The organism is Acidovorax sp. 94 (assembly GCF_003634645.1).
GTDB classification, from domain to species: domain Bacteria; phylum Pseudomonadota; class Gammaproteobacteria; order Burkholderiales; family Burkholderiaceae_C; genus Acidovorax; species Acidovorax facilis.
Genome location: NZ_RBJA01000001.1, coordinates 1,607,470 through 1,628,555, shown reverse-complemented (window position 1 = coordinate 1,628,555; position 21,086 = coordinate 1,607,470). Strand labels below are relative to the sequence as shown.

General features: G+C 63.3%; 24 protein-coding genes and 1 pseudogene. 10 read left to right on the top strand and 15 right to left on the bottom strand.

Annotation, left to right across the window (positions count from 1 at the left end; translation table 11 throughout):
• Positions 1 to 57: 57 nt before the first annotated feature.
• Genes C8C94_RS07580 through lptF form a run of 3 tightly spaced genes read right to left on the bottom strand, consistent with a single transcriptional unit; the run spans position 58 to position 2,677 of the window.
• Positions 58 to 438 (bottom strand): sirohydrochlorin chelatase, encoded by a 381-nt coding sequence (locus C8C94_RS07580; RefSeq protein WP_121420298.1) that lies wholly within the window; start codon positions 436 to 438, stop codon positions 58 to 60.
• Positions 439 to 470: 32 nt separating this feature from the next.
• Positions 471 to 1,577, bottom strand: coding sequence for an LPS export ABC transporter permease LptG (lptG, locus tag C8C94_RS07575; RefSeq protein ID WP_121420297.1), 1,107 nt, complete (start codon positions 1,575 to 1,577; stop codon positions 471 to 473).
• Positions 1,574 to 2,677, bottom strand: coding sequence for an LPS export ABC transporter permease LptF (gene lptF, locus C8C94_RS07570; RefSeq protein WP_121420296.1), 1,104 nt, complete (start codon positions 2,675 to 2,677; stop codon positions 1,574 to 1,576). Before lptF ends, lptG begins: the two co-directional genes overlap by 4 nt.
• A gap of 73 nt (positions 2,678 to 2,750) precedes the next feature.
• On the opposite strand from lptF, the pseudogene C8C94_RS07565 reads away from it, so the two are divergent.
• Positions 2,751 to 4,249, top strand: a pseudogene (locus C8C94_RS07565) (leucyl aminopeptidase).
• A 7-nt stretch (positions 4,250 to 4,256) separates the two neighbouring features.
• Positions 4,257 to 4,691: a DNA polymerase III subunit chi gene (locus C8C94_RS07560; RefSeq protein ID WP_121420295.1), complete on the top strand. Its 435-nt coding sequence runs from the start codon at positions 4,257 to 4,259 to the stop codon at positions 4,689 to 4,691.
• A gap of 280 nt (positions 4,692 to 4,971) precedes the next feature.
• Here the strand turns inward: C8C94_RS07560 and C8C94_RS26055 are convergent, their stop codons facing one another.
• A complete protein-coding gene (locus C8C94_RS26055) occupies positions 4,972 to 5,109 on the bottom strand; it encodes a hypothetical protein (protein WP_306556267.1) in 138 nt (45 codons plus the stop codon).
• On the opposite strand from C8C94_RS26055, the gene C8C94_RS26050 reads away from it, so the two are divergent.
• Together C8C94_RS26050 and C8C94_RS07550 are read left to right on the top strand one after the other, a co-directional pair.
• On the top strand, positions 5,108 to 5,308 hold the full coding sequence (locus C8C94_RS26050) for a hypothetical protein (RefSeq protein WP_055396105.1): 201 nt from the start codon (positions 5,108 to 5,110) through the stop codon (positions 5,306 to 5,308). The two genes, C8C94_RS26055 and C8C94_RS26050, sit on opposite strands and share 2 nt — an antisense overlap.
• A gap of 131 nt (positions 5,309 to 5,439) precedes the next feature.
• Entirely contained in the window at positions 5,440 to 6,567 is a 1,128-nt protein-coding gene (locus C8C94_RS07550) for a branched-chain amino acid ABC transporter substrate-binding protein (RefSeq protein ID WP_121420293.1), read from the top strand.
• Positions 6,568 to 6,852: 285 nt separating this feature from the next.
• Here the strand turns inward: C8C94_RS07550 and C8C94_RS07545 are convergent, their stop codons facing one another.
• The 3 genes from C8C94_RS07545 to lexA form a co-directional block, all read right to left on the bottom strand.
• A complete protein-coding gene (locus C8C94_RS07545; RefSeq protein ID WP_121420292.1) occupies positions 6,853 to 7,860 on the bottom strand; it encodes a D-2-hydroxyacid dehydrogenase family protein in 1,008 nt (335 codons plus the stop codon).
• 181 nt (positions 7,861 to 8,041) lie between these two features.
• Positions 8,042 to 8,530, bottom strand: coding sequence for a hypothetical protein (locus C8C94_RS25450; RefSeq protein WP_147433245.1), 489 nt, complete (start codon positions 8,528 to 8,530; stop codon positions 8,042 to 8,044).
• 173 nt (positions 8,531 to 8,703) lie between these two features.
• Positions 8,704 to 9,378 (bottom strand): transcriptional repressor LexA, encoded by a 675-nt coding sequence (lexA, locus tag C8C94_RS07540; RefSeq protein ID WP_121420291.1) that lies wholly within the window; start codon positions 9,376 to 9,378, stop codon positions 8,704 to 8,706.
• A gap of 89 nt (positions 9,379 to 9,467) precedes the next feature.
• Here lexA and C8C94_RS07535 point away from each other — a divergent pair, with 89 nt between their 5' ends.
• The 3 genes from C8C94_RS07535 to C8C94_RS07525 are packed head-to-tail and all read left to right on the top strand — an operon-like array spanning position 9,468 to position 11,353.
• On the top strand, positions 9,468 to 10,418 hold the full coding sequence (locus tag C8C94_RS07535) for an asparaginase (protein ID WP_199731215.1): 951 nt from the start codon (positions 9,468 to 9,470) through the stop codon (positions 10,416 to 10,418).
• Positions 10,419 to 10,435: 17 nt separating this feature from the next.
• The gene (locus C8C94_RS07530; protein WP_121420290.1) at positions 10,436 to 10,858 is read left to right on the top strand and encodes a hypothetical protein; all 423 of its coding nucleotides are present in this window, start codon (positions 10,436 to 10,438) and stop codon (positions 10,856 to 10,858) included.
• A gap of 24 nt (positions 10,859 to 10,882) precedes the next feature.
• On the top strand, positions 10,883 to 11,353 hold the full coding sequence (locus C8C94_RS07525) for a DUF6152 family protein (protein WP_121420289.1): 471 nt from the start codon (positions 10,883 to 10,885) through the stop codon (positions 11,351 to 11,353).
• 123 nt (positions 11,354 to 11,476) lie between these two features.
• On the opposite strand, the gene adk is transcribed toward C8C94_RS07525, so the two are convergent.
• The 6 genes from adk to C8C94_RS07495 form a co-directional block, all read right to left on the bottom strand.
• On the bottom strand, positions 11,477 to 12,133 hold the full coding sequence (gene adk / locus C8C94_RS07520; RefSeq protein ID WP_121420288.1) for an adenylate kinase: 657 nt from the start codon (positions 12,131 to 12,133) through the stop codon (positions 11,477 to 11,479).
• A 227-nt stretch (positions 12,134 to 12,360) separates the two neighbouring features.
• Positions 12,361 to 13,200 carry a 3-deoxy-manno-octulosonate cytidylyltransferase gene (gene kdsB, locus C8C94_RS07515; RefSeq protein ID WP_121420287.1) on the bottom strand — a complete coding sequence of 280 codons (840 nt, stop codon included), beginning with the start codon at positions 13,198 to 13,200 and terminating at the stop codon, positions 12,361 to 12,363.
• The gene (locus tag C8C94_RS07510; RefSeq protein WP_010458810.1) at positions 13,197 to 13,379 is read right to left on the bottom strand and encodes a Trm112 family protein; all 183 of its coding nucleotides are present in this window, start codon (positions 13,377 to 13,379) and stop codon (positions 13,197 to 13,199) included. Before C8C94_RS07510 ends, kdsB begins: the two co-directional genes overlap by 4 nt.
• 70 nt (positions 13,380 to 13,449) lie before the next feature.
• Complete coding sequence (gene lpxK, locus C8C94_RS07505; RefSeq protein WP_121420286.1) at positions 13,450 to 14,514, bottom strand: tetraacyldisaccharide 4'-kinase; 1,065 nt, start codon at positions 14,512 to 14,514, stop codon at positions 13,450 to 13,452.
• A gap of 5 nt (positions 14,515 to 14,519) precedes the next feature.
• Positions 14,520 to 14,954 carry a biopolymer transporter ExbD gene (locus C8C94_RS07500; RefSeq protein ID WP_121420285.1) on the bottom strand — a complete coding sequence of 145 codons (435 nt, stop codon included), beginning with the start codon at positions 14,952 to 14,954 and terminating at the stop codon, positions 14,520 to 14,522.
• A 106-nt stretch (positions 14,955 to 15,060) separates the two neighbouring features.
• Complete coding sequence (locus C8C94_RS07495; protein WP_055396044.1) at positions 15,061 to 15,705, bottom strand: MotA/TolQ/ExbB proton channel family protein; 645 nt, start codon at positions 15,703 to 15,705, stop codon at positions 15,061 to 15,063.
• A gap of 352 nt (positions 15,706 to 16,057) precedes the next feature.
• Between C8C94_RS07495 and xseA the strand changes: the two genes are divergently transcribed.
• Both xseA and C8C94_RS07485 read left to right on the top strand, forming a co-directional pair.
• Positions 16,058 to 17,383 carry an exodeoxyribonuclease VII large subunit gene (gene xseA, locus C8C94_RS07490; protein WP_121420284.1) on the top strand — a complete coding sequence of 442 codons (1,326 nt, stop codon included), beginning with the start codon at positions 16,058 to 16,060 and terminating at the stop codon, positions 17,381 to 17,383.
• Between the two features lie 210 nt (positions 17,384 to 17,593).
• Positions 17,594 to 18,175 (top strand): superoxide dismutase, encoded by a 582-nt coding sequence (locus tag C8C94_RS07485; protein WP_121420283.1) that lies wholly within the window; start codon positions 17,594 to 17,596, stop codon positions 18,173 to 18,175.
• A 276-nt stretch (positions 18,176 to 18,451) separates the two neighbouring features.
• On the opposite strand, the gene C8C94_RS07480 is transcribed toward C8C94_RS07485, so the two are convergent.
• Together C8C94_RS07480 and C8C94_RS07475 are read right to left on the bottom strand one after the other, a co-directional pair.
• Positions 18,452 to 18,949, bottom strand: coding sequence for a DUF192 domain-containing protein (locus C8C94_RS07480; protein ID WP_055396050.1), 498 nt, complete (start codon positions 18,947 to 18,949; stop codon positions 18,452 to 18,454).
• A 156-nt stretch (positions 18,950 to 19,105) separates the two neighbouring features.
• Positions 19,106 to 19,351, bottom strand: a complete 246-nt coding sequence (locus tag C8C94_RS07475; protein ID WP_055396052.1) for a hypothetical protein — start codon at positions 19,349 to 19,351, stop codon at positions 19,106 to 19,108.
• A 199-nt stretch (positions 19,352 to 19,550) separates the two neighbouring features.
• Here C8C94_RS07475 and icd point away from each other — a divergent pair, with 199 nt between their 5' ends.
• Positions 19,551 to 20,810: an NADP-dependent isocitrate dehydrogenase gene (gene icd / locus C8C94_RS07470; RefSeq protein WP_121420282.1), complete on the top strand. Its 1,260-nt coding sequence runs from the start codon at positions 19,551 to 19,553 to the stop codon at positions 20,808 to 20,810.
• The last annotated feature ends 276 nt before the right edge of the window (positions 20,811 to 21,086 follow it).

Sequence of the window (21,086 nt, the reverse complement as noted above, 5' to 3'; positions counted from 1 at the left end):
TCGCCTAAAGGGTTGCATCATTATGCTGCAAGCATCTAAGAGATATTGGCAGAACCGTCAGTTTTGGGGCGTCTCGCAGGCGATTTCTGCCATCAATGCGGTCATGCGCGGGTCTTCGCCGATGGCGGTCTGCACGTGGAAATGAACGCCGGGGTGGGCGGCACGCAGGTCCTGCACCAGCAGGGGCAGGTCTTCACGCGCATGCTTGCCGGTGCCCAGGAACATGGGCACCACCGTGACTTGGGTGGCACCCAAGGATACGACTTGGCTGGTGGCGTCGGGCAGCGACGGGGCGCATAGCTCTAGGTAGGCGCAGACCACCTGCCGTTTGGGATCTTGGGTGGCGATGCGCACGGCGACGGCCTCCATAGGGGCCCTCCACAGTGGGTCGCGCGAACCATGTGCAAATAAAATGATAGCGGCTTGCGCTTGCTGCATAAGCGGTAGAGGCCCAAAAGGCTTAAAAAATTTTACCGGCGAAGCACCAGCCAGCCGAAGGCGGCTAGCGACAGCACGGAATAGATGAGCCCCGGCGCGGCGGCGGTGAGCCAGGGCGACCAGTTCTGGAGGTTGCCTGCGTAGCCGAACACGTTGTTCAGCAGGAAGAAGCTGATGCCCGCCATCACGCCACCGAAGACGTAGCCTGCAATGCCGCCCGAGCGGAAATGCAGGTAGGCAAAGGGCAGGGCCAGCACCACCATCACCAGGCAGCTGAGGGGGTAGAAGACCTTGCGCCAGAACTCGATTTCATACCGCTGGGCAGACTGGCCGTTGGCGTCCAGATGGCGGATGTACTGGAACAGGTCGATCGTGGCCATGCGGTCGGGTTTGAGCAGCGAGGCGGCCACCATGTCGGCGCTGATGCGGGTGGGCCACTGCAGGGTGGGTGCATCCAGGTGCTCCACACGCGCCTCGTCGTTGCCGCGTTGTTCGAAGCGGCTGCGCTGCACTTGCTCCAGGTTCCACGCACCGTCCGGCCCAAACTTGCCGGATGCGGCCCGTGTCTGCGATGCGAGCCGGCCCTTGGCATCGAATTCAAAGATGCGCACGTCCAGCATGCCGCCATTGGGTGTGAGGGCGCGCACGTTCACTGCATAGGAGTGGTCGTCCTGGCGCTCTTTGAGCCAGGCACCCGTGGCGCCAGTGGTCAGGCGCCCCAAGTACCGCACCTTGACGAGTTGAGCGGCGCGGTCGGTCAGCGGCGCAATGTAGTCGCCTACCGCAAAGGTCAACAGTACAAAGAAGCCCCCCAGCGCCACCAGGGTGCGCAAGGCGCGCCACGGGCCCATGCCGCTGGTGCGCATGATGGTGAACTCGGAGCTTTGGGCGAGCCGCGCCATCACGAAGATAGTGCCGATGAGCACGGTAATGGGCAGCAATTCGTACAGGTGGCTGGGAATGCTCAGCACCACAAACAGGAATGCGTGCGAGAGCTGGTAGCCCTCGGCGCCGGTGCGGCCCACCCAGCGCAGTTCGTCCACCAGGTCAAAAAAGAAAAACAGCGCCAGAAATCCGGCGGTGACAAAGGCCACGGCGAACAGGGCTTCGCGGTGGATCAGGCGGCGAATGGTTTTCATGCGGGGCTCCTGGTCGGACGGGGCTGCCAGAGCCGCCGCACGGTCCAGTGGTTGTGGCGCGCAGCAAGGATCAGCAGCGACATGGTCAGCATGCCGCCATGCAGCAGCACCATGAAGCTCACCAGGCCCAACCGGCCCGCACCCACCCAGCTTTGCCCCAGCGTCATGAGGTTGTAGTACACGATGAAGGCAAAAAGCGCGAACACCAGGCTGGTGCTGCGCGCAGCGCGCGGGTTGACGCTGGCCACGGCCAGGCCCAGCACGACGAAGTTGATGGCGGCCAGCGCCAGCCCCAAGCGCCAGCCCAGCTCGGCGCGGTAGGCGGGCAAGGGTTGCATCAGCAGCTCGTGCGTGGCGCGGGTCTTCACAGACAGTTCTTCCGCCGAGCCTGCAGGTGCCGACCCAATGCGGGTGCCGTATTCAGAGAACTCGCTGATCTTGACGCCGGGCTTGTCGCGCGAGGTCTCCAGGCGCTGGCCTTCGCTCAGCACCGCCATGCGCTCGCCGCCCCGTGTCTCCAGCCGCGCGCTGCGCGCAGAGGTCACGGATTCGCGGGCGCCGTCGGTGGCGGCGATGAAGATGTTGTTGCCAGCCTGCGTGTCGGGGCTGTCCTTGTCGATGAAGAACACCCGGCTTCCGTTGGAGGATTCCTGGAATTCGCCGGGCGCGATGCGGTCGATGTCGCTGCGTTGTTCGTAGCGCGTCTTGAGTTCCTGAATCTGGGAGTTGGCCCAGGGCCACACCAGCAGCGACAGCACAGCAATGACCACCATGACCGGCCACGCAAAACGCAGCAAGGGCCGCAGCAGGCTGATGAGGCCACGGCCGCTGGCAAACCAGATGACCATTTCGCTGTCACGGTACATGCGCGAAAGTGTGCCGACCACAGCGATGAAGAGGCTCAGGCTCAAGATGGTGGGCAACTGCCCCAGCACCGTGAAGCCCATGACCAGCATCACATCGGAAGGGCTCACGCTGCCCTTGGATGCCTGTCCCAGGGTGCGGATGAGCATCATGGTCATGACCACGGTCACCAGCACCACGAGCGTCGCGCCAAAGCTGCGCGCCAGCTCCTTGCGGATGGATGAATCGAATAACATTGGCTAGGAGCGCGCTATGCACTTTTGCGTGCATATCAAAGTGCATAGCACGCTCAAAAGGAAAACACCGATTATGAACTTTGATCTCAAGACCCTTGACCTTGCTGCGGCAGCTTCAGAGAAATGCGACCTGCTGGTTGTGCTGCTCCCTGAGGGCTTCAAGCCCGGCAAGGATGCGCTGTCCGCCCTGGCGGCCCTGGCGCTCAAGAACGGGGATCTGGCCACCAAGGCGGGCAAGCACCTGCAGCTGTACCAGGTGCCTGCCGTTGCCGCCCGTCGCGTAGTGTTGGTGGGGCAGGGTGACGGATCTGCCCGTGCCACCCGCCAGGCGCTGCAGGCGGTGGGGGGGCGGTCAAGGCGCCGCAGACCAAACGGGTGGTGTTGTGTTTTGCCGGGGCCGTGCAAGCCGCTTCTGTCAGCGCCGCTGTGCAGGCCGTGGCCGAAGTGAGCTATGTCTACACCACCACCAAGACCAAGGTGGAGGCGCGCAGCCTGAGCCGCTGCGTGGTCGGTGTACCCACCGCCCCGGATGTGCGCGAGGACTTCGACGCCGGTGTGGCGCTGGTGGCTGGGGTGGAGTTTGCGCGGGAATGGGGCAACCGCCCCGCCAACCATGCCACCCCCACCCTGCTCGCCGATGCCGCCAAGACCCTGAGCAAGCTGCCCCGCATCCAGTGCAAGGTCCACGGCCCGGCCGAAGTGGCCCGGTTGGGCATGGGCGCCTTCCTCGCTGTGGCAAGGGGTTCCGAGGAACCCCTGAGATTCATCGAATTGCGCTACAACGGCGCGGCCAAAGACCAGGCTCCCGTCGTGCTGGTGGGCAAGGGCATTACGTTCGATACCGGGGGCATCTCCATCAAGCCTGCCCCGGAGATGGACGAGATGAAGTTCGACATGTGCGGCGCTGCCAGCGTGCTGGGCACCTTTCGCGCTCTGGGGGAGCTGCAGCCCTCGATCAATGTGGTGGGGCTGATACCCGCCTGCGAGAACATGCCCGATGGCCGTGCCGTCAAGCCGGGTGACGTGGTCACAAGCATGAGCGGTCAGACCATCGAAATCCTGAACACCGACGCCGAAGGTCGACTGGTGCTGTGCGATGCGCTCACCTACGCCGCCCGCTTCAAGCCTGCCGCCGTGGTGGACATTGCCACCCTGACCGGCGCCTGCGTGATTGCACTCGGTGGTGTGCGCAGTGGTCTGTTCGCCAACAATGATCCCCTGGCATCCGCATTGCAGCAGGCTGGCGAGTCTGCCCAGGACCCTTGCTGGCGTATGCCGCTGGACGACGACTATGCCGATGGTCTCAAGAGCAATTTCGCCGACATGGGCAATGTAGCCGGCCGTGCGGGGGGCTCCATCACCGCCGCGAAGTTCCTGCAAAAGTACGTGGGCGACGTGCCATGGGCGCACCTGGATATCGCTGGCACGGCTTGGAAGGGGGGCGCAGCCAAAGGTGCCACAGGGCGGCCGGTGGGACTTCTGGTGCACTATCTGATGGGCCAGGCCATTGCCGCCAAGCCGGTTTCAAAGCCTGCGGCGGCAAAACGCTCCGTGCGCACCAAGACGGCCTGAGCGTGCCATGACCGAGGTTGCGTTTCATTTCAATGCGCCGGACAAGCTGGCCTACGCATGCCGCTTTGCGCGCAAGGTGCAGCGCAGCGGGGCCCGCCTGGTGATTGCGGCGCCGCCCGACACCTTGGCGGCGCTGGACCGCATGCTCTGGGCCCTTGCTCCGCAGGACTTTGTGGCCCATTGCCTTGGCGATGCTGATGAAGACCTGGTCCATGCGTCTCCCGTGTTGCTGACTGCCGATGCCCGGTCTGCCCCGCACCATGAAGTGCTACTGAACCTGCACGCGGAGGTGCCGGAGGGATTTGGCCGGTTTGATCGGTTGGTGGAAGTGGTGAGTGCGCAGGATGAGTTGGATCGTGGCGAGGCCCGGGCGCGCTGGCGCCACTATGCATCGCGCGGCTATGCCATCACTCGCCACGACTTGGTGCTGAAAGCTGGCTGATGGCGCTGCCTCCTCCCAAAACGCCCCCGCGCTTCGTTCCCACCCTCACCGAAGTGGTGCAGGTGCCGGACTCCGCGCCTCTGCCGCCGGCGTCCTCTGCACCATTGCGCACCACGGTCATGTCTCCGTCCGCGTTGCCCGCGGCAAGACCCAGCCCAACAGCAGCGCAGCCTGCGACACGACCGCTGAGCCCCCCTCTGCCCAGTGCCCGCCCGCCTGCTGTGATGGCGCCACGCCCGGCTGCACCAGCGCCCGTGCAGAGTGCGCCCGCTCCGTTGGTTCACCATGCTCCCGTTGCGGCGGCAGTGGCTCCCGCGTCTTCGTCTTCGCCTGCATCTCTCGCGTCGACCCTCGGGTCTTCAAAGACGCCCAGACCGCAGCTCACCCGGCCACTGCCGGAAGGCATGGAGGAGTACATGGTGCACAGGGTCATGCAGCGTGTGGACGTTGTGCTGGATCAACGTTTGCGCGAAGCCATCGCCACCGTGGTGCAGGAGCAGACACGATCGGTGCTGCCGCGACTGCGTGAAGAGATTGAATCCGTGGTCCGGCATGCCGTGTACGAGGCGGTGGCAGACGAGCTGGCCAGTGGCGCGGCCTCAGTGCCAAAGGGATGACAGGGTATTCCCCTGTGGTTTCTCTCGCGTTTAATCGTGTTCCCTAATGATCTGGCCCGTAAATTGCGATATGTTCGCCTGCGTTGAGACACAAGAAGATTCTCAGCGTTTATCTTTACTGGAGATTTGATATGCAATTGAAGTTGAAACTGACCGTGGTTGCTGCTATCGCGGCTGTTGCTGGTGTGGCCTCTGCACAAGAGCAGGTGGTCAAGATCGGCCATGTGGCTCCGGTTTCCGGCGCCCAAGCCCACTACGGCAAGGACAACGAAAATGGCGCCCGCATGGCCATTGAAGAGCTGAACGCTCAAGGCATCACCATCGGCGGCAAGAAGATCAAGTTCGAACTTCAAGCTGAAGATGACGCTGCCGATCCAAAGCAGGGCACGGCCGCTGCACAAAAGCTGTGCGACTCCAAAGTTGCAGGCGTTGTCGGCCACCTCAACTCCGGTACCACCATTCCTGCTTCCAAGGTCTACAACGACTGCGGCATCCCGATGGTGACGGGCGCTGCGACCAACCCCAACCTGACCAAGCCTGGCTACAAGACCACCTTCCGTATCATCGCCAATGACAATGCCCTGGGCGCTGGCCTGGCGTTCTACGCTGTGGATACGCTCAAGCTGAAGACCGTTGCCATCATCGACGACCGTACCGCTTACGGCCAAGGTGTGGCAGACGTGTTCAAGAAGACTGCTACTGCCAAGGGCATGAAAGTGGTGGACGAGCAGTTCACGACCGACAAGGCTACCGACTTCATGGCCATCCTGACGGCCATCAAGTCCAAGAACCCTGATGCCGTGTTCTACGGCGGTATGGACCCTCAAGCCGGCCCCATGCTGCGCCAGATGGAACAACTGGGCATGGGCAACGTCAAGTACTTCGGTGGTGACGGCGTCTGCACGTCTGAAATCGCCAAGCTCGCAGCGGGTGCTAAGACCCTGGGCAACGTGATCTGTGCTGAAGGCGGCTCTTCGCTGGCCAAGATGCCCGGCGGCACGGCCTGGAAGGCCAAGTACGATGCCAAGTACCCCAACCAGTTCCAGGTCTACAGCCCCTACACCTACGACGCCACGTTCCTGCTGGTGGACGCTATGAAGCGCGCAAACTCCGTGGACCCCAAGGTGTATGTGAACGAACTGGCCAAGTCCAACTTCAAGGGTGTGACCTCCACCATCGCTTTTGAACCCAATGGCGAAATGAAGAACCCCGCCATCACTCTGTACGTCTACAAGGACGGCAAGAAGACCCCTCTGTAATCGGAGTGGTCTGGCTCTTCAAGGTCTTTTTGGCTTTGGAGAGCGCCAAATAAAAGGGCTTCCTTTGGGAAGCCCTTTTTTGTTGTTCAAATGCAGCTAGGTGAGGTGAGCAGGTTGTTCTGCTTGGCTGCTCAATGCCCAGGAGCTGGAGTTTGTTGAGACTCGGGCGATGACCAAAACCGGCGCTAGGCGCAGCAGAAGGTGCAATCGTACTGAGGTTAGGAGCTTCCAGTTTTGTTGCTTCCCGCAATAGCGAGGATGGATGTACCCGATTTTTGCGCCAAATTAACGCCGCACCTGCAGTGCGCCTGGATTCACGATGTTGGTGGGAGTGCCTTTGATGAAATTCACCACATTGTCGAACGCTGCACCAAAATAAAGCTCATAGCTGTCTTGCTCGACATAGCCAATGTGGGGCGTGCAAATGCAGTTCTCCAGCCGCAGCAGGGCATGGCCCTGAAGAATGGGTTCGCTCTCGAATACATCGACAGCGGCCATGCCGGGGCGGCCCCGGTTCAGGGCGGCAATCAGGGCATCGGTCTCAATCAGCTCGGCACGCGAAGTGTTGACCAGCAGGGAGGTGGGCTTCATGCAAGACAGATCTTCGAGTGAGACGATGCCGCGCGTTTCGTCGTTGAGCCGAAGGTGGAGCGAGATCACATCGCATTGCGAGAAAAACTCCTCGCGCGTGGTGGCAGCCTGGTATCCATCCGTCAAGGCCTGGGCGCGTGATGCCTCACGCCCCCAAATGCGGACGTTCATTCCAAAAGCACGCCCGTAGCCCGCCACCAATTGGCCAATGCGGCCATAACCCCAGATACCCAGCGTTTTGCCCCGCAGCACGCTGCCAAGGCCAAAATTGGGAGGCATGGACGCCGTCTTCAGCCCTGATTGTTGCCAGGCGCCATGCTTGAGGTTGGAGATGTACTGCGGCAGTCGGCGCATTGCGGCCATGACAAGTGCCCACGTCAGCTCTGCGGGGGCCACGGGTGAGCCTATGCCTTCTGCCACTGCAATCCCACGTTCCGTACAGGCAGCTACATCAATGTGACTGCCGATCTTGCCGGTTTGCGCGATGAGCTTGAGACGGGGAAGTTTCTCCACCAGTTGACGGGTGATCTGGGTGCGCTCCCGCACGAGCACGATGATGTCAGCGTCTTTGAGGCGGACGGACAGCTGGCCCAGCCCCTTGACGGTGTTGGTGTAGACCTTGGCGGTGTACGCGTCGAGCCGGGATGCGCAGTGGAGCTTGCGGACTGCGTCCTGGTAGTCGTCGAGGATCACAATGTTCATCCCGACATTGTGCCTTGGCCACGCCGGTCGTTTCATACCGGACCGCCCCCTGGCACAGGAAAGGATGGGGCTTTTGGTGACGGAGTGTTGGCGACCTCGACAAGCGCCGTCCACAGCGATCAGGCGGCATCCTCCATATACAAAGCAGTCAATGGATCGCTGGGTGGTGCATGCCTTGGGCTCAACAGGCTTGCAGCGCCGCCTCGGATGCAGCCAAGCGGTCCAGCTCGGCGCACACATCGGCCATGCGGCCGGCGATCACCAGTCGGCCTGAGCCGCCCGATGTGGGGAGCCTGCGCAGGACCTTGGCAGCCCTGCAGCCTGAGCCGTCTGCCAATCTGGATGATCCACAGGCAACGCGGGTAGCGGCAGGCGGCGGTATGAACGCCCGGGCATCGGTATTGGTGGCCACAAACCGCGTGGTGGCTCCGGTGGGTGGTGTCTGGGGGCTGACCGTAAAGGGCCAGTTGCCTCGCGGTGGGCGTTGGCTGGGGATGTTGGATGGATGGCGGGGTTTGTCAGTGCCTGCTGATCCGCTCCTGCGGCCCGGGTCCGCGTCATCGGGATGGGGACGGGGCGCAGGCAGGTCGGCTGCAGACGGCTCCTTGAAGGTGTGGAGCCAGTGGGTCAAGGTACGCAGAGTGCTGGAGAGCGCAGAAAAGGTGGTCAAGGCAATTCCCATGTGAAAACTCCGAAGGTCGGGGGTTGGACATAGGCAGGATTGCAAAGTAAACCGGCACCGCAGGGCTGGCGTACTGGTTTTACCAGTGCGCCAAACGCCCGCCACCTGCAGCGCGGCAGCTAACGAACTAATTCATGAGTGAATGCGATGGAGCGCTGTGGCTACATCAACATGGTGTTGCGGATGAGGCCGACGGCCAGCCCTTCGATCTCAAAGGGTTCGCCGGGCTGCACCACTATGACCGGGTAATCCGGGTTCTCGGGCAGCAGTTCGATGGCAGTCGCAGTACGGCGCAGGCGCTTGACCGTCACATCGTCTCCCAGGCGGGCCACGATGATCTGGCCGTTGCGGGCTTCGCGGGTGGACTGCACAGCCAGCAGATCGCCATCCATGATTCCGGCATCGCGCATCGACATACCGCGCACTTTGAGCAGGTAATCGGGTTTGTGATGGAACAGGCTGTTTTCCACACTGTAGGTTTGATCAACGTGTTCCTGCGCGAGAATGGGCGACCCTGCCGCCACACGTCCCACCAGGGGTAGCACCAGTTGTGAGAGTCCGGGAATCGGCAGGCTGAACTGGTTGCCGCGCGCTGCATTGATGGAGCGCACGGTGTCACCGCGCAACCGGATGCCACGGGATGTGCCACTGACCAGCTCGATCACGCCTTTGCGCGCCAGCGCCTGGAGATGTTCTTCTGCCGCGTTGGCCGACTTGAACCCCAGTTCGGCAGCGATCTCTGCACGGGTGGGCGGCGCCCCGGTGCGTGTAATGGCCGTCTGGATGAGATCCAGAATTTGTTGCTGGCGGGCAGTGAGTTTCGGGTTGTCGAGCATGGTGGTTTCCGGTGGAGGCGGCTACAGTGATGGACAACTGTTTTTTAATCCAGTAACTGTATTTTTCACCAGTTTTTCGGAGTACGCAAGTGAGTGGGCAAAAAATTGTGGTTTTGGGCACCGGAGGGACCATTGCAGGCACGTCCGCGCAGGCTGGCGACAACATCGGCTACACCGCTGCGCAGGTAGGGGTCGGGCAGCTGCTTGCAGCTGTTCCCGGATTGCAGCAGGCCGCGCGGGGCGTGCTGGTGGCGGAGCAGGTGGCCCAGATCGACAGCAAGGACATGGATGGCCAGGTGTGGCAGGCGCTGGCGCTGCGCTGTGCGCACCACCTGGAAGATCCCGAGGTGCGTGGTGTAGTCATTACCCACGGAACCGACACGCTGGAAGAGACGGCGTGGTTTCTGCACGAAGTGCTGGACACCCGCGCGAAACCCGTGGTGCTGACCTGTGCCATGCGCCCGGCCACGGCGCTCACGCCCGATGGGCCTCAGAATCTTCTGGATGCTGTTGCTGTGGCGGTCACGCCCGGCGCACGGGGTGTGCTGGCGGTCGCCGCTGGCGAAATTCATGGGGCACGGCAGGTTCAGAAGGTGCACCCCTACCGGGTGAATGCGTTCAATTCGGGCGAGGCCGGGCCTTTGGGTTGGGTGGAGGAGGGGGCTGTCCGCCTTGTGCAGGATTGGCCCCTGGCGCTTGGTGTTCCAGCATTGAATGCTATTCAAAATGTAGTGAATGCCGCAGCCTGGCCCCGCGTGGAAGTGGTCATTAGCCACGCTGGCGCATCGGGAACCATGGTGGACGCACTGGTGCGAGATGGGGTCCAGGGGCTGGTGGTGGCCTGCACGGGCAATGGCACCATCCACCATGCTCTGGAGGCCGCATTGCTGCGTGCCCAGGAGGCGGGTGTGCGCGTGGTGCGGTCCACGCGCTGCTCCGAGGGGCAGGTGCTGCCCAAGCCGGGGGACGCATTGCCGGACTCCCAGGGGCTATCCCCCTTGAAGGCCAGGATCTCGCTGATGCTCGAACTGCTGCACTGAGCAACAAGGCCGCCCCGATGTTTTTTGCAACTCTTAAGTCCCATGCGTGGGCCTACCCCGCGCTGGAGGTGGTGCACATCGTAGGCATTGCCTTGCTGCTGGGCAATTTGGTCTTGCTGGAGTTGCGGGTGTTTGGCCGTGGGGCGGCGCTGCCCGTCAAGGACTTGGCGCGGCTCAGCCTGTCGCTGGCGTTGTGTGGTTTTGGCCTGGCGGCGGCGTCGGGCCTCTTGATGTTTGCCACACAGCCTGCCGAACTGCTCGCCAGCCGCGCATTCACCTTGAAGATGCTGCTGTTAATGCTTGCAGGTTGCAACGCCGCGTGGTTCCATGGGCGGGGTTCCCTGGCTCGCCTGGATGCTCTGGCCCGGGTACAGATGCTGGGTTCCACCGTGATCTGGCTGGCTGTGGTGGTGTGTGGCCGCTGGATTGCTTACCTCTGATCAGACATGACAAGGAGAGAACCGATGAGCCTGCAACGCCGCCACGTGCTCCTGGCCGCCACGGCCATTCCCTGGGGCGCGCGTGCCCACCATGGGTGGAGCAGTTTTGACCCCGACCGTCCCATCTACCTGGAAGGCACCGTGCGCAAAGTGCGCTGGCAAAATCCACACGCCGAGCTGGAGCTGGAGACACCTGCCGAGCTGAAGCTGCCTGCGGATCTGGCCCAGCGTGCGGTGCCTGCGCAGGCGTCCCCCGTGGATGGCAAGGCCTTGCTGGCCAAGACGGTTTTACCCACCCGCAAAGACCGCCGCTGGGAGGTGGAGCTGGCGCCCCTGACCCGCATGCAGGCCTGGCAGGTGCAGGAGATCAAACCCGGCACTGCGGTATCGGTGGTGGGCTTTACCCTGCGCGAAGAGAAGGGCGACGCGGTGCTGCGGGCGGAATACCTGTTTGTGGATGGCAAAGCCTACGGCTTACGCTCCAGCCCAGCCTGACCCACTGGTATGGCCCGGGTATAGCCATGCGAAAGGCTGGAAGCGGGTTCCCTGCGCCGCATAAAAAAAGCGACGCCCTGCTGCCATGGCGCCGCTGGTTGCAAGGGGCGATCGCCCCGTGCCTTAACTGGCCAGTGCCTGCAGTGCGCGTGCCGTGATCTCGTCCACGCTGCCCGTGCCGCTGATGGCGCGGTACTTGGGGGCCAGCTCGGGTTCGGCCTGGGCCCAGTTGCTGTAATAGTCCACCAGGGGGCGCGTCTGGTCGCTGTAGACCTGCAGGCGCTTCTTGACGGTTTCTTCCTTGTCGTCTTCGCGCTGGATCAGCTCTTCGCCCGTCACGTCGTCCTTGCCTTCCACCTTGGGCGGGTTGAACTTGACATGGTAGGTGCGGCCGCTGGCAGGGTGCGAGCGGCGGCCGCTCATGCGTTCGATGATGGCGTCAAAAGGCACATCGATTTCGAGCACGTAGTCGAGCTTGACGCCCGCTGCCTTCATGGCATCGGCCTGGGGAATGGTGCGGGGGAAGCCGTCGAACAGGAAACCGTTGGCGCAGTCTGCTTGCGTGATGCGCTCCTTGACGAGACCGATGATGATGTCGTCACTGACCAGGGCGCCCGAATCCATCACCGCCTTGGCCTGCAGGCCCAGAGGGGTGCCGGCCTTGACGGCTGCGCGCAGCATGTCGCCGGTGGAGATCTGGGGGATGCCGTACTTCTGGCAGATGAACGTGGCTTGCGTGCCCTTTCCGGCGCCAGGCGCGCCCAACAAAATCAGTCTCATGGAAGTCCTCGAAGGTTAGAAATCGGTTGGCGCCGCTGGCGGGGACGTTCGAAGGGCGCCTGAAGCCGTTCTGTGCGCCCGGGATGCGGTGCTCTCGTTGCGGTCGAGGATAGCATGCGACTCCCTTGCGCTGACTTACATGCTGCACCGGGTTGGGCAGGGGTGTCGCAGGGTGGATAGCCGGGGCATTCGGCGGACCGGCGCGGCGCGCGCCACCGGCCCGCTCCTCATCGGAAAAGGCGGCGAACCCGTTCCAGGTCTTCGGGCGTATCCACGCCCGGGCCAGGGGCCGCTTTGGCCAGATGAACCGCAATGCGGTGGCCGTGCCACAGGGCGCGCAGTTGCTCCAGCGCTTCCACCGCCTCGGTGGGGGCGGGTGTCAGGGCAGGAAATTGGCGCAGAAAGCCCGCACGATAGCTGTAGATGCCCACATGCCGCAGTGGCGCGAATCCCGCCAGGGCTGCTACACCGGGTGCCGCCGCCTCGGCGGCACCTTGCCACCAGGTCAATCCCATATGGTCCCGCGCAAAAGGGATGGGCGCGCGGCTGAAGTAGTGGGCCAGGCCACGCGCGTCCAGCACCACTTTCACCACGTTGGGGTTGGTGTAGTCGGCCAGTGACGCAATGGCGTGGGCTGCGGTGCCCATGCTGGCCTCCGGCCGGGTGGGCAGGAGGGCTGCCACAGCGTCGATGAGGCCCGGGTCTATCAAAGGTTCATCGCCTTGCACGTTGACGACCACGTCGTCCCCGTCCAGGCCCAGCTGGGTGCAGGCTTCGGCCAGGCGGTCGCTGCCGCTGGGGTGGTCGGCGCGGGTCAGTATCGCTTGCACGCCATGGGCGGTGCAGGCCTGCAGGATGCGAGGGTCATCGGCGGCTACCACCACGCGGGCCGCTGCGCTCTGGGCGGCACGCTGGGCCACCCGCACCACCATGGGCAGGCCGCCGATATCGGCCAGGGGTTTGTCGGGCAGGCGGCTGGATGCCATGCGAGCCGGGATCAGCACCGTGAAGCGGTTGCCTGTCGCTGCAACGCCTGGGGTGGTGGGAGCCGGTGCTGCGGTGCTCACTGCTCCAGTTCCTCGTCGGTGAGTGTGCGGGCTTCGTTTTCGAGCAGCACCGGGATGCCGTCCCGCACCGGATAGGCCAGGCGAGCGCTGCGGGAGACCAGTTCCTGGGCATCGCGGTCGTAGGTCAGCGGGCCTTTGGTGACGGGGCAGACCAGCAGTTCAAGCAGTTTGGGATCCATGGTGACAGCGCTTTTCAGGAGGTTCGTTCGGGCAGGCAAGGATGATAGCGGCGGCCCGGGCGGTGAATCGTTAATGCCTGTGGACGCCCAAGGCCAGCAGGCGCGCATCCAGCGTTGCGAAAAAGGCCGGGTCAATGTGCAATTGCAGGGGCACGGCCAGCGCGTCCGGGTGGTGTTGCCAGAGCTTGACAGCGTCCTTTTCGGTGCAAATTAGCGGGTGGCGCTTGTCAGATGAACGGTTCCAGCTATCAAAATTGTAGTGATCTGGCAAGGCTTCCGTGTGTGCCAGCTGCAGCGCCTCAGCCTGCAGCATGGCAAAGAACACTTCGGGGCGTGCCACGGCCGCCACGGCATGCAGCGGCTGGCCTTGCAGGTCCGACAGTGGCACCCGGGTGCCGTCCGCACGCAAGGCATAGGGGGCCAGTCGGCGTTGCAGGCCATAGGCATGGGCGGGGTCGCTTCCAGGCGGCAGACTCCCCGCATGCAGCACAAAATCCACCGCGCGTGGCCAGGGTTCACGCAGGGGCCCCGCTGGCAGCAGGAAGCCGTTGCCCACGCCCTGTTCGTTGAAGATGCAGACCTCCAGATCGCGCGCCAGGGCCAGGTGCTGCAGGCCATCGTCGCAAACGATCACGTCGGTGTCCGGGTAAGCAGCCCGCAGGGCGCGGGCGGCGGTGATGCGGCGAGGCGCCACAAACACGGGCACCCGGCAGTTGCGCGCGATAAGGGCGGGTTCATCGCCCACCTCGTGGGCGGGGCTGTGGGGCGTCACCTCGCGGCAGTCGGTGGTGCTGCGGCCGTAGCCGCGTGAGACCACGCCGGGGCGCAGGCCCAGACCTTGCAGATGCTGGACAACGGCAATGACCACGGGGGTTTTACCTGCGCCTCCGGCAATCACGTTGCCCACGACGATGACGGGGCGGCCAGGGTGCTCCGCCTTCAGCATGCCGATGCGGTAAAGCCCGCGCCGCATACCGACCAGCGTGCGGTAGACCCGCGAGACCGGCCACAGCACCCAGGCGAGCGGGCCGCGTGTCTGCCAGATTTTCTGGAGCCCGGAGGCGGGTGGGGGGAGGGCTGCGCCCCGCAATGCGGGGGCGCTGGGCGAGGGCGGCTGCAGCCCGGGGGCAGCCATGCGTGTCAGCGGCTGGGGCTGCGCGCCGCAGCCGATGACTGCGTGGCAAACGTGATCTGCGTGAGGCCCACGCGGCGCGCTGCCTCCATCACCGAAACCACGGACTGGTGCGGCGCCATCGCATCGGCGCTGATGATGACCACACTGCCCGTGCCCGCCGTGGCGGCACTGCGCAAGGCCTGCGCGATCGCGTCCACGCTTTTGCCGTCCACGCCCGTCTTGTTGACGGCGTAGCGCCCGTCGGCGGCGACGGACACGATGACTTCCTTGGGGTGGTCGCGTTGCTGCTCGGCATCGGCCACGGGCAGCGTGAGCTGCAGCTCGGTGAACTTGCTGTAAGTGGTGGTCAGCATCAGAAAGATGAGGATCACCAGCAGCACGTCGATGAACGGGATCAGGTTGATCTCCGGCTCTTCCTTGGCGCGGGGACGGAAGTTCATTGGCGAAGCCTTTCAGGCTGAGGTTTTGCAGCCGGGCCGCCCCAAGGCAAAACGCGGCCCCCTTGGGGGGCAGGGAGCCACGCGCAGCGGGCGGACCGTGGGGGCGTCATTTCTTCCGCAAACGCAGGATGTGGCGCACAAATTGTTCCGAAGCCAACTCCAAGGTGAGCAGATAGGCATCCACCCGGGCGCGGAAGTAGCGCCAGAAGATCAGCGCCGGGATGGCCACGATGAGGCCAAAAGCCGTGTTGTAGAGCGCGATCGAGATGCCATGCGCCAGCTGGGCCGGGTTGCCGCCACCCATGGCCTGGCCCACGCCACCGCTGCCGGCCTGCGAGCCAAAGATCTCGATCATGCCGATCACCGTGCCCAGCAGGCCCAGCAAGGGCGCGGCCGAGGCGATGGTGGCCAGTGCCGACAGGTATTTTTCCAGCCGGTGCGCCACGGCGCGCCCCGCGCCCTCCATGGCGGCACGCAGGTCGGTCTCGCTGCACTGGGGGTTGCTGTTGAGGGTGCGCAGGCCGCTGGCCAGCACTTCGCCCAGGGCGGAGTTTTGCGCCAACTGGTTCACCACGTCGGGGGTGGGCACGGCCTTGGACGAGACCGTGATGGCTTCATCGAGCAATTTCGGGGGGGCGACACGGGCCGTCTTGAGGGCCACGAACCGTTCAAAAATCAACGCCATTCCCAGGACGGAACACGCAATCAGGGGCCAGATGGGCCAGCCTGCGGCTTGTATGATGGACAGCAAATCTCTCTCCGCGCAGATGAAAGCAATCGGCGATTATGGCCCAGCTTGCAGGGCCCACCTCGTCACAAACCGTTACGTTGCTGTGCGCGCCGTCGCCCCATCTGCTCACCCACAAAATCTGTGGATAACTTTGTGGGCAACCACTGTTCCAGGCCACGCAAAGTGGCGCCACGCCGTGCTTGCAACAGATTGATGAAAAATTGCGCAATGAAAAAGCTATATAAATCAATAACTTGTACGTGCACTGGTGTTTTGCGGGCGGTTTTTAGTTATGTGGCTGTGGTAACTGCCGCTGGCCAGATTCTGTGGAGTACTTGCGCGGTGCGCGCGGCGCAAACGCCCGCCGTTTCTCATGTTTGAGCGCTCCAGCCCCGCAGCGGCGCCGCGCGTCTGGGAAGTTGGCGCGCTATGCCGCGCCATTGCTGATGCTTTGGAGGCGCGCTTCAATCCTGTCGCGGTGCGCGGCGAGATCACGGGCTTCTCGCGCGCATCCAGCGGACATTGCTACTTCTCGGTCAAAGACGCGAACGGCCAGTTGCGCTGCGCCATGTTCCGCCGCGCCGCCAGCCTGCTTGACTTTTCGCCGCGCGATGGCGAATTGGTGGAAGTGCGCGGGCGCCTTTCGGTGTACGAGGCGCGGGGCGATCTGCAGTTCATTGTGGAAAGCATGCAGCGGGCCGGGCAGGGCGCGTTGTTCGAGCAGTTCCTGCGCCTGAAGGCGCGGCTCGAAACAGAAGGCTTGTTCGACAACGCCCGCAAGCGCCCGCTGCCTTTGCAGCCGCGTGGCATTGGCCTTGTCACGTCCACCGGGGCTGCGGCCCTTCACGACGTGGTCACGGCGCTGCGCCGTCGCGTGCCGCACATTCCGGTGGTGCTGGTGCCTGCGCAGGTGCAGGGCGCCGCAGCACCTGCTTCGTTGGTTGCGGCGCTATCAAAACTGTATCTACTTGCGCAAACGGGACAAGCGCTAGGCGCCAATTTGACCAAAAATCCGCCCATTGACGTGATCTTGCTGGTGCGCGGGGGCGGTTCCATCGAAGATCTCTGGGCCTTCAACGACGAACAACTGGCCCGGACCATCGTGCAAAGCCCGGTGCCGCTCATCAGCGGGGTGGGGCACGAGACCGACTTCACCATCGCCGACTTCTGCGCCGACCTGCGCGCCCCCACGCCCACCGCTGCCGCCGAGCTGGTCGCCCAGCCGCGCGATGTGTGGCTGGGGGCGCTCGGGCTGCTGGCTGGGCGTATCAGTGACGGCGTGCAGCGCCAGCTCGACACCCGGCACCAGCGGCTGGACCAGGCGGCGGCGCGGCTGGGCCGCCCGTCGGGCCTGGTGGCGCGTGAGCAGATGCAACTGGCACGCCTGGCCCAGCGCATGCGCCATGGAGTGCTATTAAAATTGCAGCGGCTTGCGCAATCCCAGAAAGCGCTGGAGGCCGATTTCCCTCAAAAAATGCAACGGCGCCTGGTGCAGCAGGCCGAGCGGCTCGACCGCGCGGCCTTGCGGCTGGAGCTGCTCGACCCGCGCCTGGTGCTGCAGCGCGGCTACGCGCTGCTCACCGATACCGAGGGCCGGGCCGTGACCAGCGTGCGCCAGGCCCAGCCTGGCGATGCCCTGCGCGCCACACTGGCCGATGGCGTGGTGGACGTGACGGTGGCCCAGCCGCGACTGCTGTAACGGGGTGATGTCGCGGCGCGGTAGAAGGCGCGCCTCTGTAGGACAGCAGCGGTTTGTGGTGCTGCAGACCGGATCTGGGTGGCCTCACGCTGCACAGGTCACCTGATGTTCCTACAATGCCCCCTTCGCGCTGTGTCCGACTGCATTGCTCAGGAAAGAAAAGCGTTGCAGATGGCATCCCGGAATTTCAAACCACAAGGAAACACCACCATGGAACATACCCTTCCCCCGCTGCCCTACGCCATCGATGCCCTGGCTCCGCACTACAGCCAGGAAACCCTGGAGTACCACCATGGCAAGCACCACAACGCCTATGTGGTGAACCTGAACAACCTGCAAAAGGGCACCGAGTTCGAAGCCATGACGCTCGAAGAGATCGTCAAGAAGTCGAGCGGCGGCATCTACAACAATGCAGCGCAAATCTGGAACCACACCTTCTTCTGGAGCTGCATGGCTCCCCAGGGCGGCGGTGAGCCTTCTGGTGCACTGGCTGCAGCCATCACCGCCAAGTGGGGCAGCTACGCAGCCTTCAAGGAAGCGTTCGTGAAGTCTGCCGTGGGCAACTTCGGTTCGGGCTGGACCTGGCTGGTGAAGAAGGCCGATGGCAGCGTTGACATCGTCAACACCGGCGCCGCCGGCACGCCGCTGACCACCGCCGACAAGGCGCTGCTCACCGTGGACGTGTGGGAACACGCGTACTACATCGACTACCGCAACATGCGTCCCAAGTTCGTTGAGACCTTCCTCGACAAGCTGGTGAACTGGAAGTTTGCCGAAGCCAACTTCGCCTGATGCGCGATCCGCGCCCCGCGAGTGACCTGTCCTGACGGACTGAGGTCTGCGGGCAACAAAAAACGGCCTTCGGGCCGTTTTTTGTTGGGGATTTTGAGGCGTTTTTGGCATCTAGCGCTTGCTGAATAAGCGCTGGTAGCTATATAAATGATAGTAAGTTGCACTCCCGGATCATGGGAGTGCGATGTCGGCAAGACAGCGCTTGGGCAAGCGGCAGGGCCAAGGGCTATGCGGCTGTGGCATCCCGATCTGCGCAAGTCCCTGGGTGGTCCTGCGTCACTTGCGGCTGAACAGCGCTCCACCCAGCTTGGCGCCTGCCTTGATGTTTTTCTTGGCAAACCATCCCTGGTTCATCTCCAGCACGTAGCGCACCGGTTTTGCCGAACAGTGCGAATCCAGCGTCTGGGGCTTCATGTCGGCCAGGTTCACGATGGTGCCGTCGTCATCCACAAACGCTGCCGTGAGCGGCAGCAGCGTGTTCTTCATCCAGAAGCACTGCTGCGCGGGTTGTTCAAACACAAACAGCATGCCCTCGTGCTGGGGCATCTCCTTGCGATGCATCAGGCCGGTCTGGCGCTCCTGGGGCGTGGCGGCCACCTGGGCGTCAATGCGGTGCATGCCTGCGGTCAGTTCCACACGCTGCAAATTCAGCTGGGGGCCGTCCTGGGCCTGTGCCGTGGTGAACGGCAGTCCCGCAGCAGCGGTCAACAGCGCGGCGGCCACGGTGCGCCGTGTGGCAGCGGAAAAAGGCAAGGCAAGTGCAAAAGCGGTCATGGGCAAGGCTTTCTGGACAAGGGGGCAGCGTCCGCACAAGGGGCGCCGAACCGGCGGGCAAAAGAAGGGGAAAAGAACGGAAAAAGAAAACGCCCGCAGTAGCGGGCGATTTTGAAGCAATGTGCATGACCCCGCGAAGGGTGCTGCATGCCAGCGTCAGGCTGCCTTGTGGGTGGTCTTTTTCTTGGCGACCTTCTTGGTGGTTTTCTTTTTGGCCGTTTTGGTGGCCTTGGCCTTTGCCTTGGTTTTGGCGACGGGTGCCGGGGCAGCAGCCACAGGTGCAGCGGGTGCAGCCATGGGCGCTGGGGCTGCAGGGGCGGGGGCCGGAGCGGCTGCAGGCGCCTGTGCAAAAGCACTTGCACCCAACAGACCAGCCACCAGGACAGCGAGGAGTTTTTTCATATATGCCGTTTCCAGTGAAGGGGTTGAAAGAGAGAATCTGAAGCCGCGCAAACCTGCACGGCTTCGCCCGCAACGATAGCAGCGGCGCGCAGGCTGGCAGGGACTTTGCCCAAAAAATTGTCATTAGAATTGACTGGCTACCGAGCGCTTTGCCCCATCTGCTGAATCTGCTTCAGCTTCCACAGGAGACACCCCTTCCATGACCAGCTACCAGCACATCAAGGTGCCTGCCGAAGGCCAGAAAATCACGGTCAATGCCGACATGTCGCTGAATGTGCCGGACCAGCCCATCATTCCCTTCATTGAAGGCGATGGCACGGGGCTCGACATCACGCCGGTGATGATCAAGGTGGTGGACGCTGCGGTGGCCAAGGCCTATGGCGGCAAGAAGAAGATCCACTGGATGGAGGTGTATGCGGGCGAGAAATCCACCAAGGTCTACGGCCCTGATGTGTGGCTGCCCGATGAAACCCTGCAGGTGTTGCGCGAGTACGTGGTGTCGATCAAGGGCCCGCTGACCACGCCCGTGGGTGGCGGCATCCGTTCGCTGAACGTGGCACTGCGCCAGGAGCTGGATCTGTATGTCTGCCTGCGCCCCGTGCAGTATTTCAAGGGCGTGCCTTCGCCGCTGAAAGAGCCCGAAAAGACCAACATGGTGATCTTCCGCGAGAACTCGGAGGACATCTATGCCGGTATCGAGTTCGAAGCCGAGTCGGACAAGGCCAAGAAGCTCATCAAGTTCCTGCAGGACGAGATGGGCGTGAAGAAAATCCGCTTTCCCAACACCTCGGGCATCGGCGTCAAGCCCGTCTCCATCGAGGGCACCGAACGCCTGGTGCGCAAGGCCATCCAGTACGCCATCGACAACGACAAGCCCAGCGTGACCATCGTCCACAAGGGCAACATCATGAAGTACACCGAAGGTGGCTTCCGCGACTGGGCGTACGCCCTGGCGCAAAAAGAGTTCGGTGCCGAGCTGATCGACGGCGGCCCGTGGTGCAAGCTCAAGAACCCCAAGACGGGCAAGGACATCACCATCAAGGACAGTATCGCCGATGCCTTCCTGCAGCAGATCCTGCTGCGCCCGGCCGAGTATTCGGTGGTGGCCACGCTCAACCTCAATGGCGATTACATCTCCGATGCGCTCGCAGCCCAAGTGGGCGGGATCGGCATTGCGCCCGGCGCCAACATGTCCGACTCGGTGGCCTGTTTTGAAGCCACCCACGGCACGGCCCCCAAATATGCAGGCAAGGACTATGTGAACCCCGGCTCCGAAATCCTGTCGGCCGAGATGATGCTGCGCCACATGGGTTGGATCGAGGCCGCAAACCTGATCATCAGTTCGCTGGAGAAGTCGATTGCCTCCAAGAAGGTGACTTACGACTTTGCCCGCCTGATGGACGGAGCCACCCAGGTGAGCTGCTCGGGTTTTGGCCAGGTCATGATCGACCACATGTAAGCCAGCGCGGCTTTTGCGCCGTTTCGCAAGCCCCTGTTCCCTTGTTGGTGCAGGGGCTTTTTGTCGTCTGGCGGCTGCAGGGCTCCGCCCAGGGCCAAACTGCCCGATGGTCGGCGGCGCGGAACTGGCTGTGGCATTTCAGAGTTGGCAATCGGGAGGCTTCCCGCCTAAGATGGGTCCAGCCATGGGCCCGCGCGGGTGATGGCACGGGCTTGCATCCGCAGTCGCACACAAACACAACAACGGGATGCAGAGGGATGGGTCCCCACAGGGAGT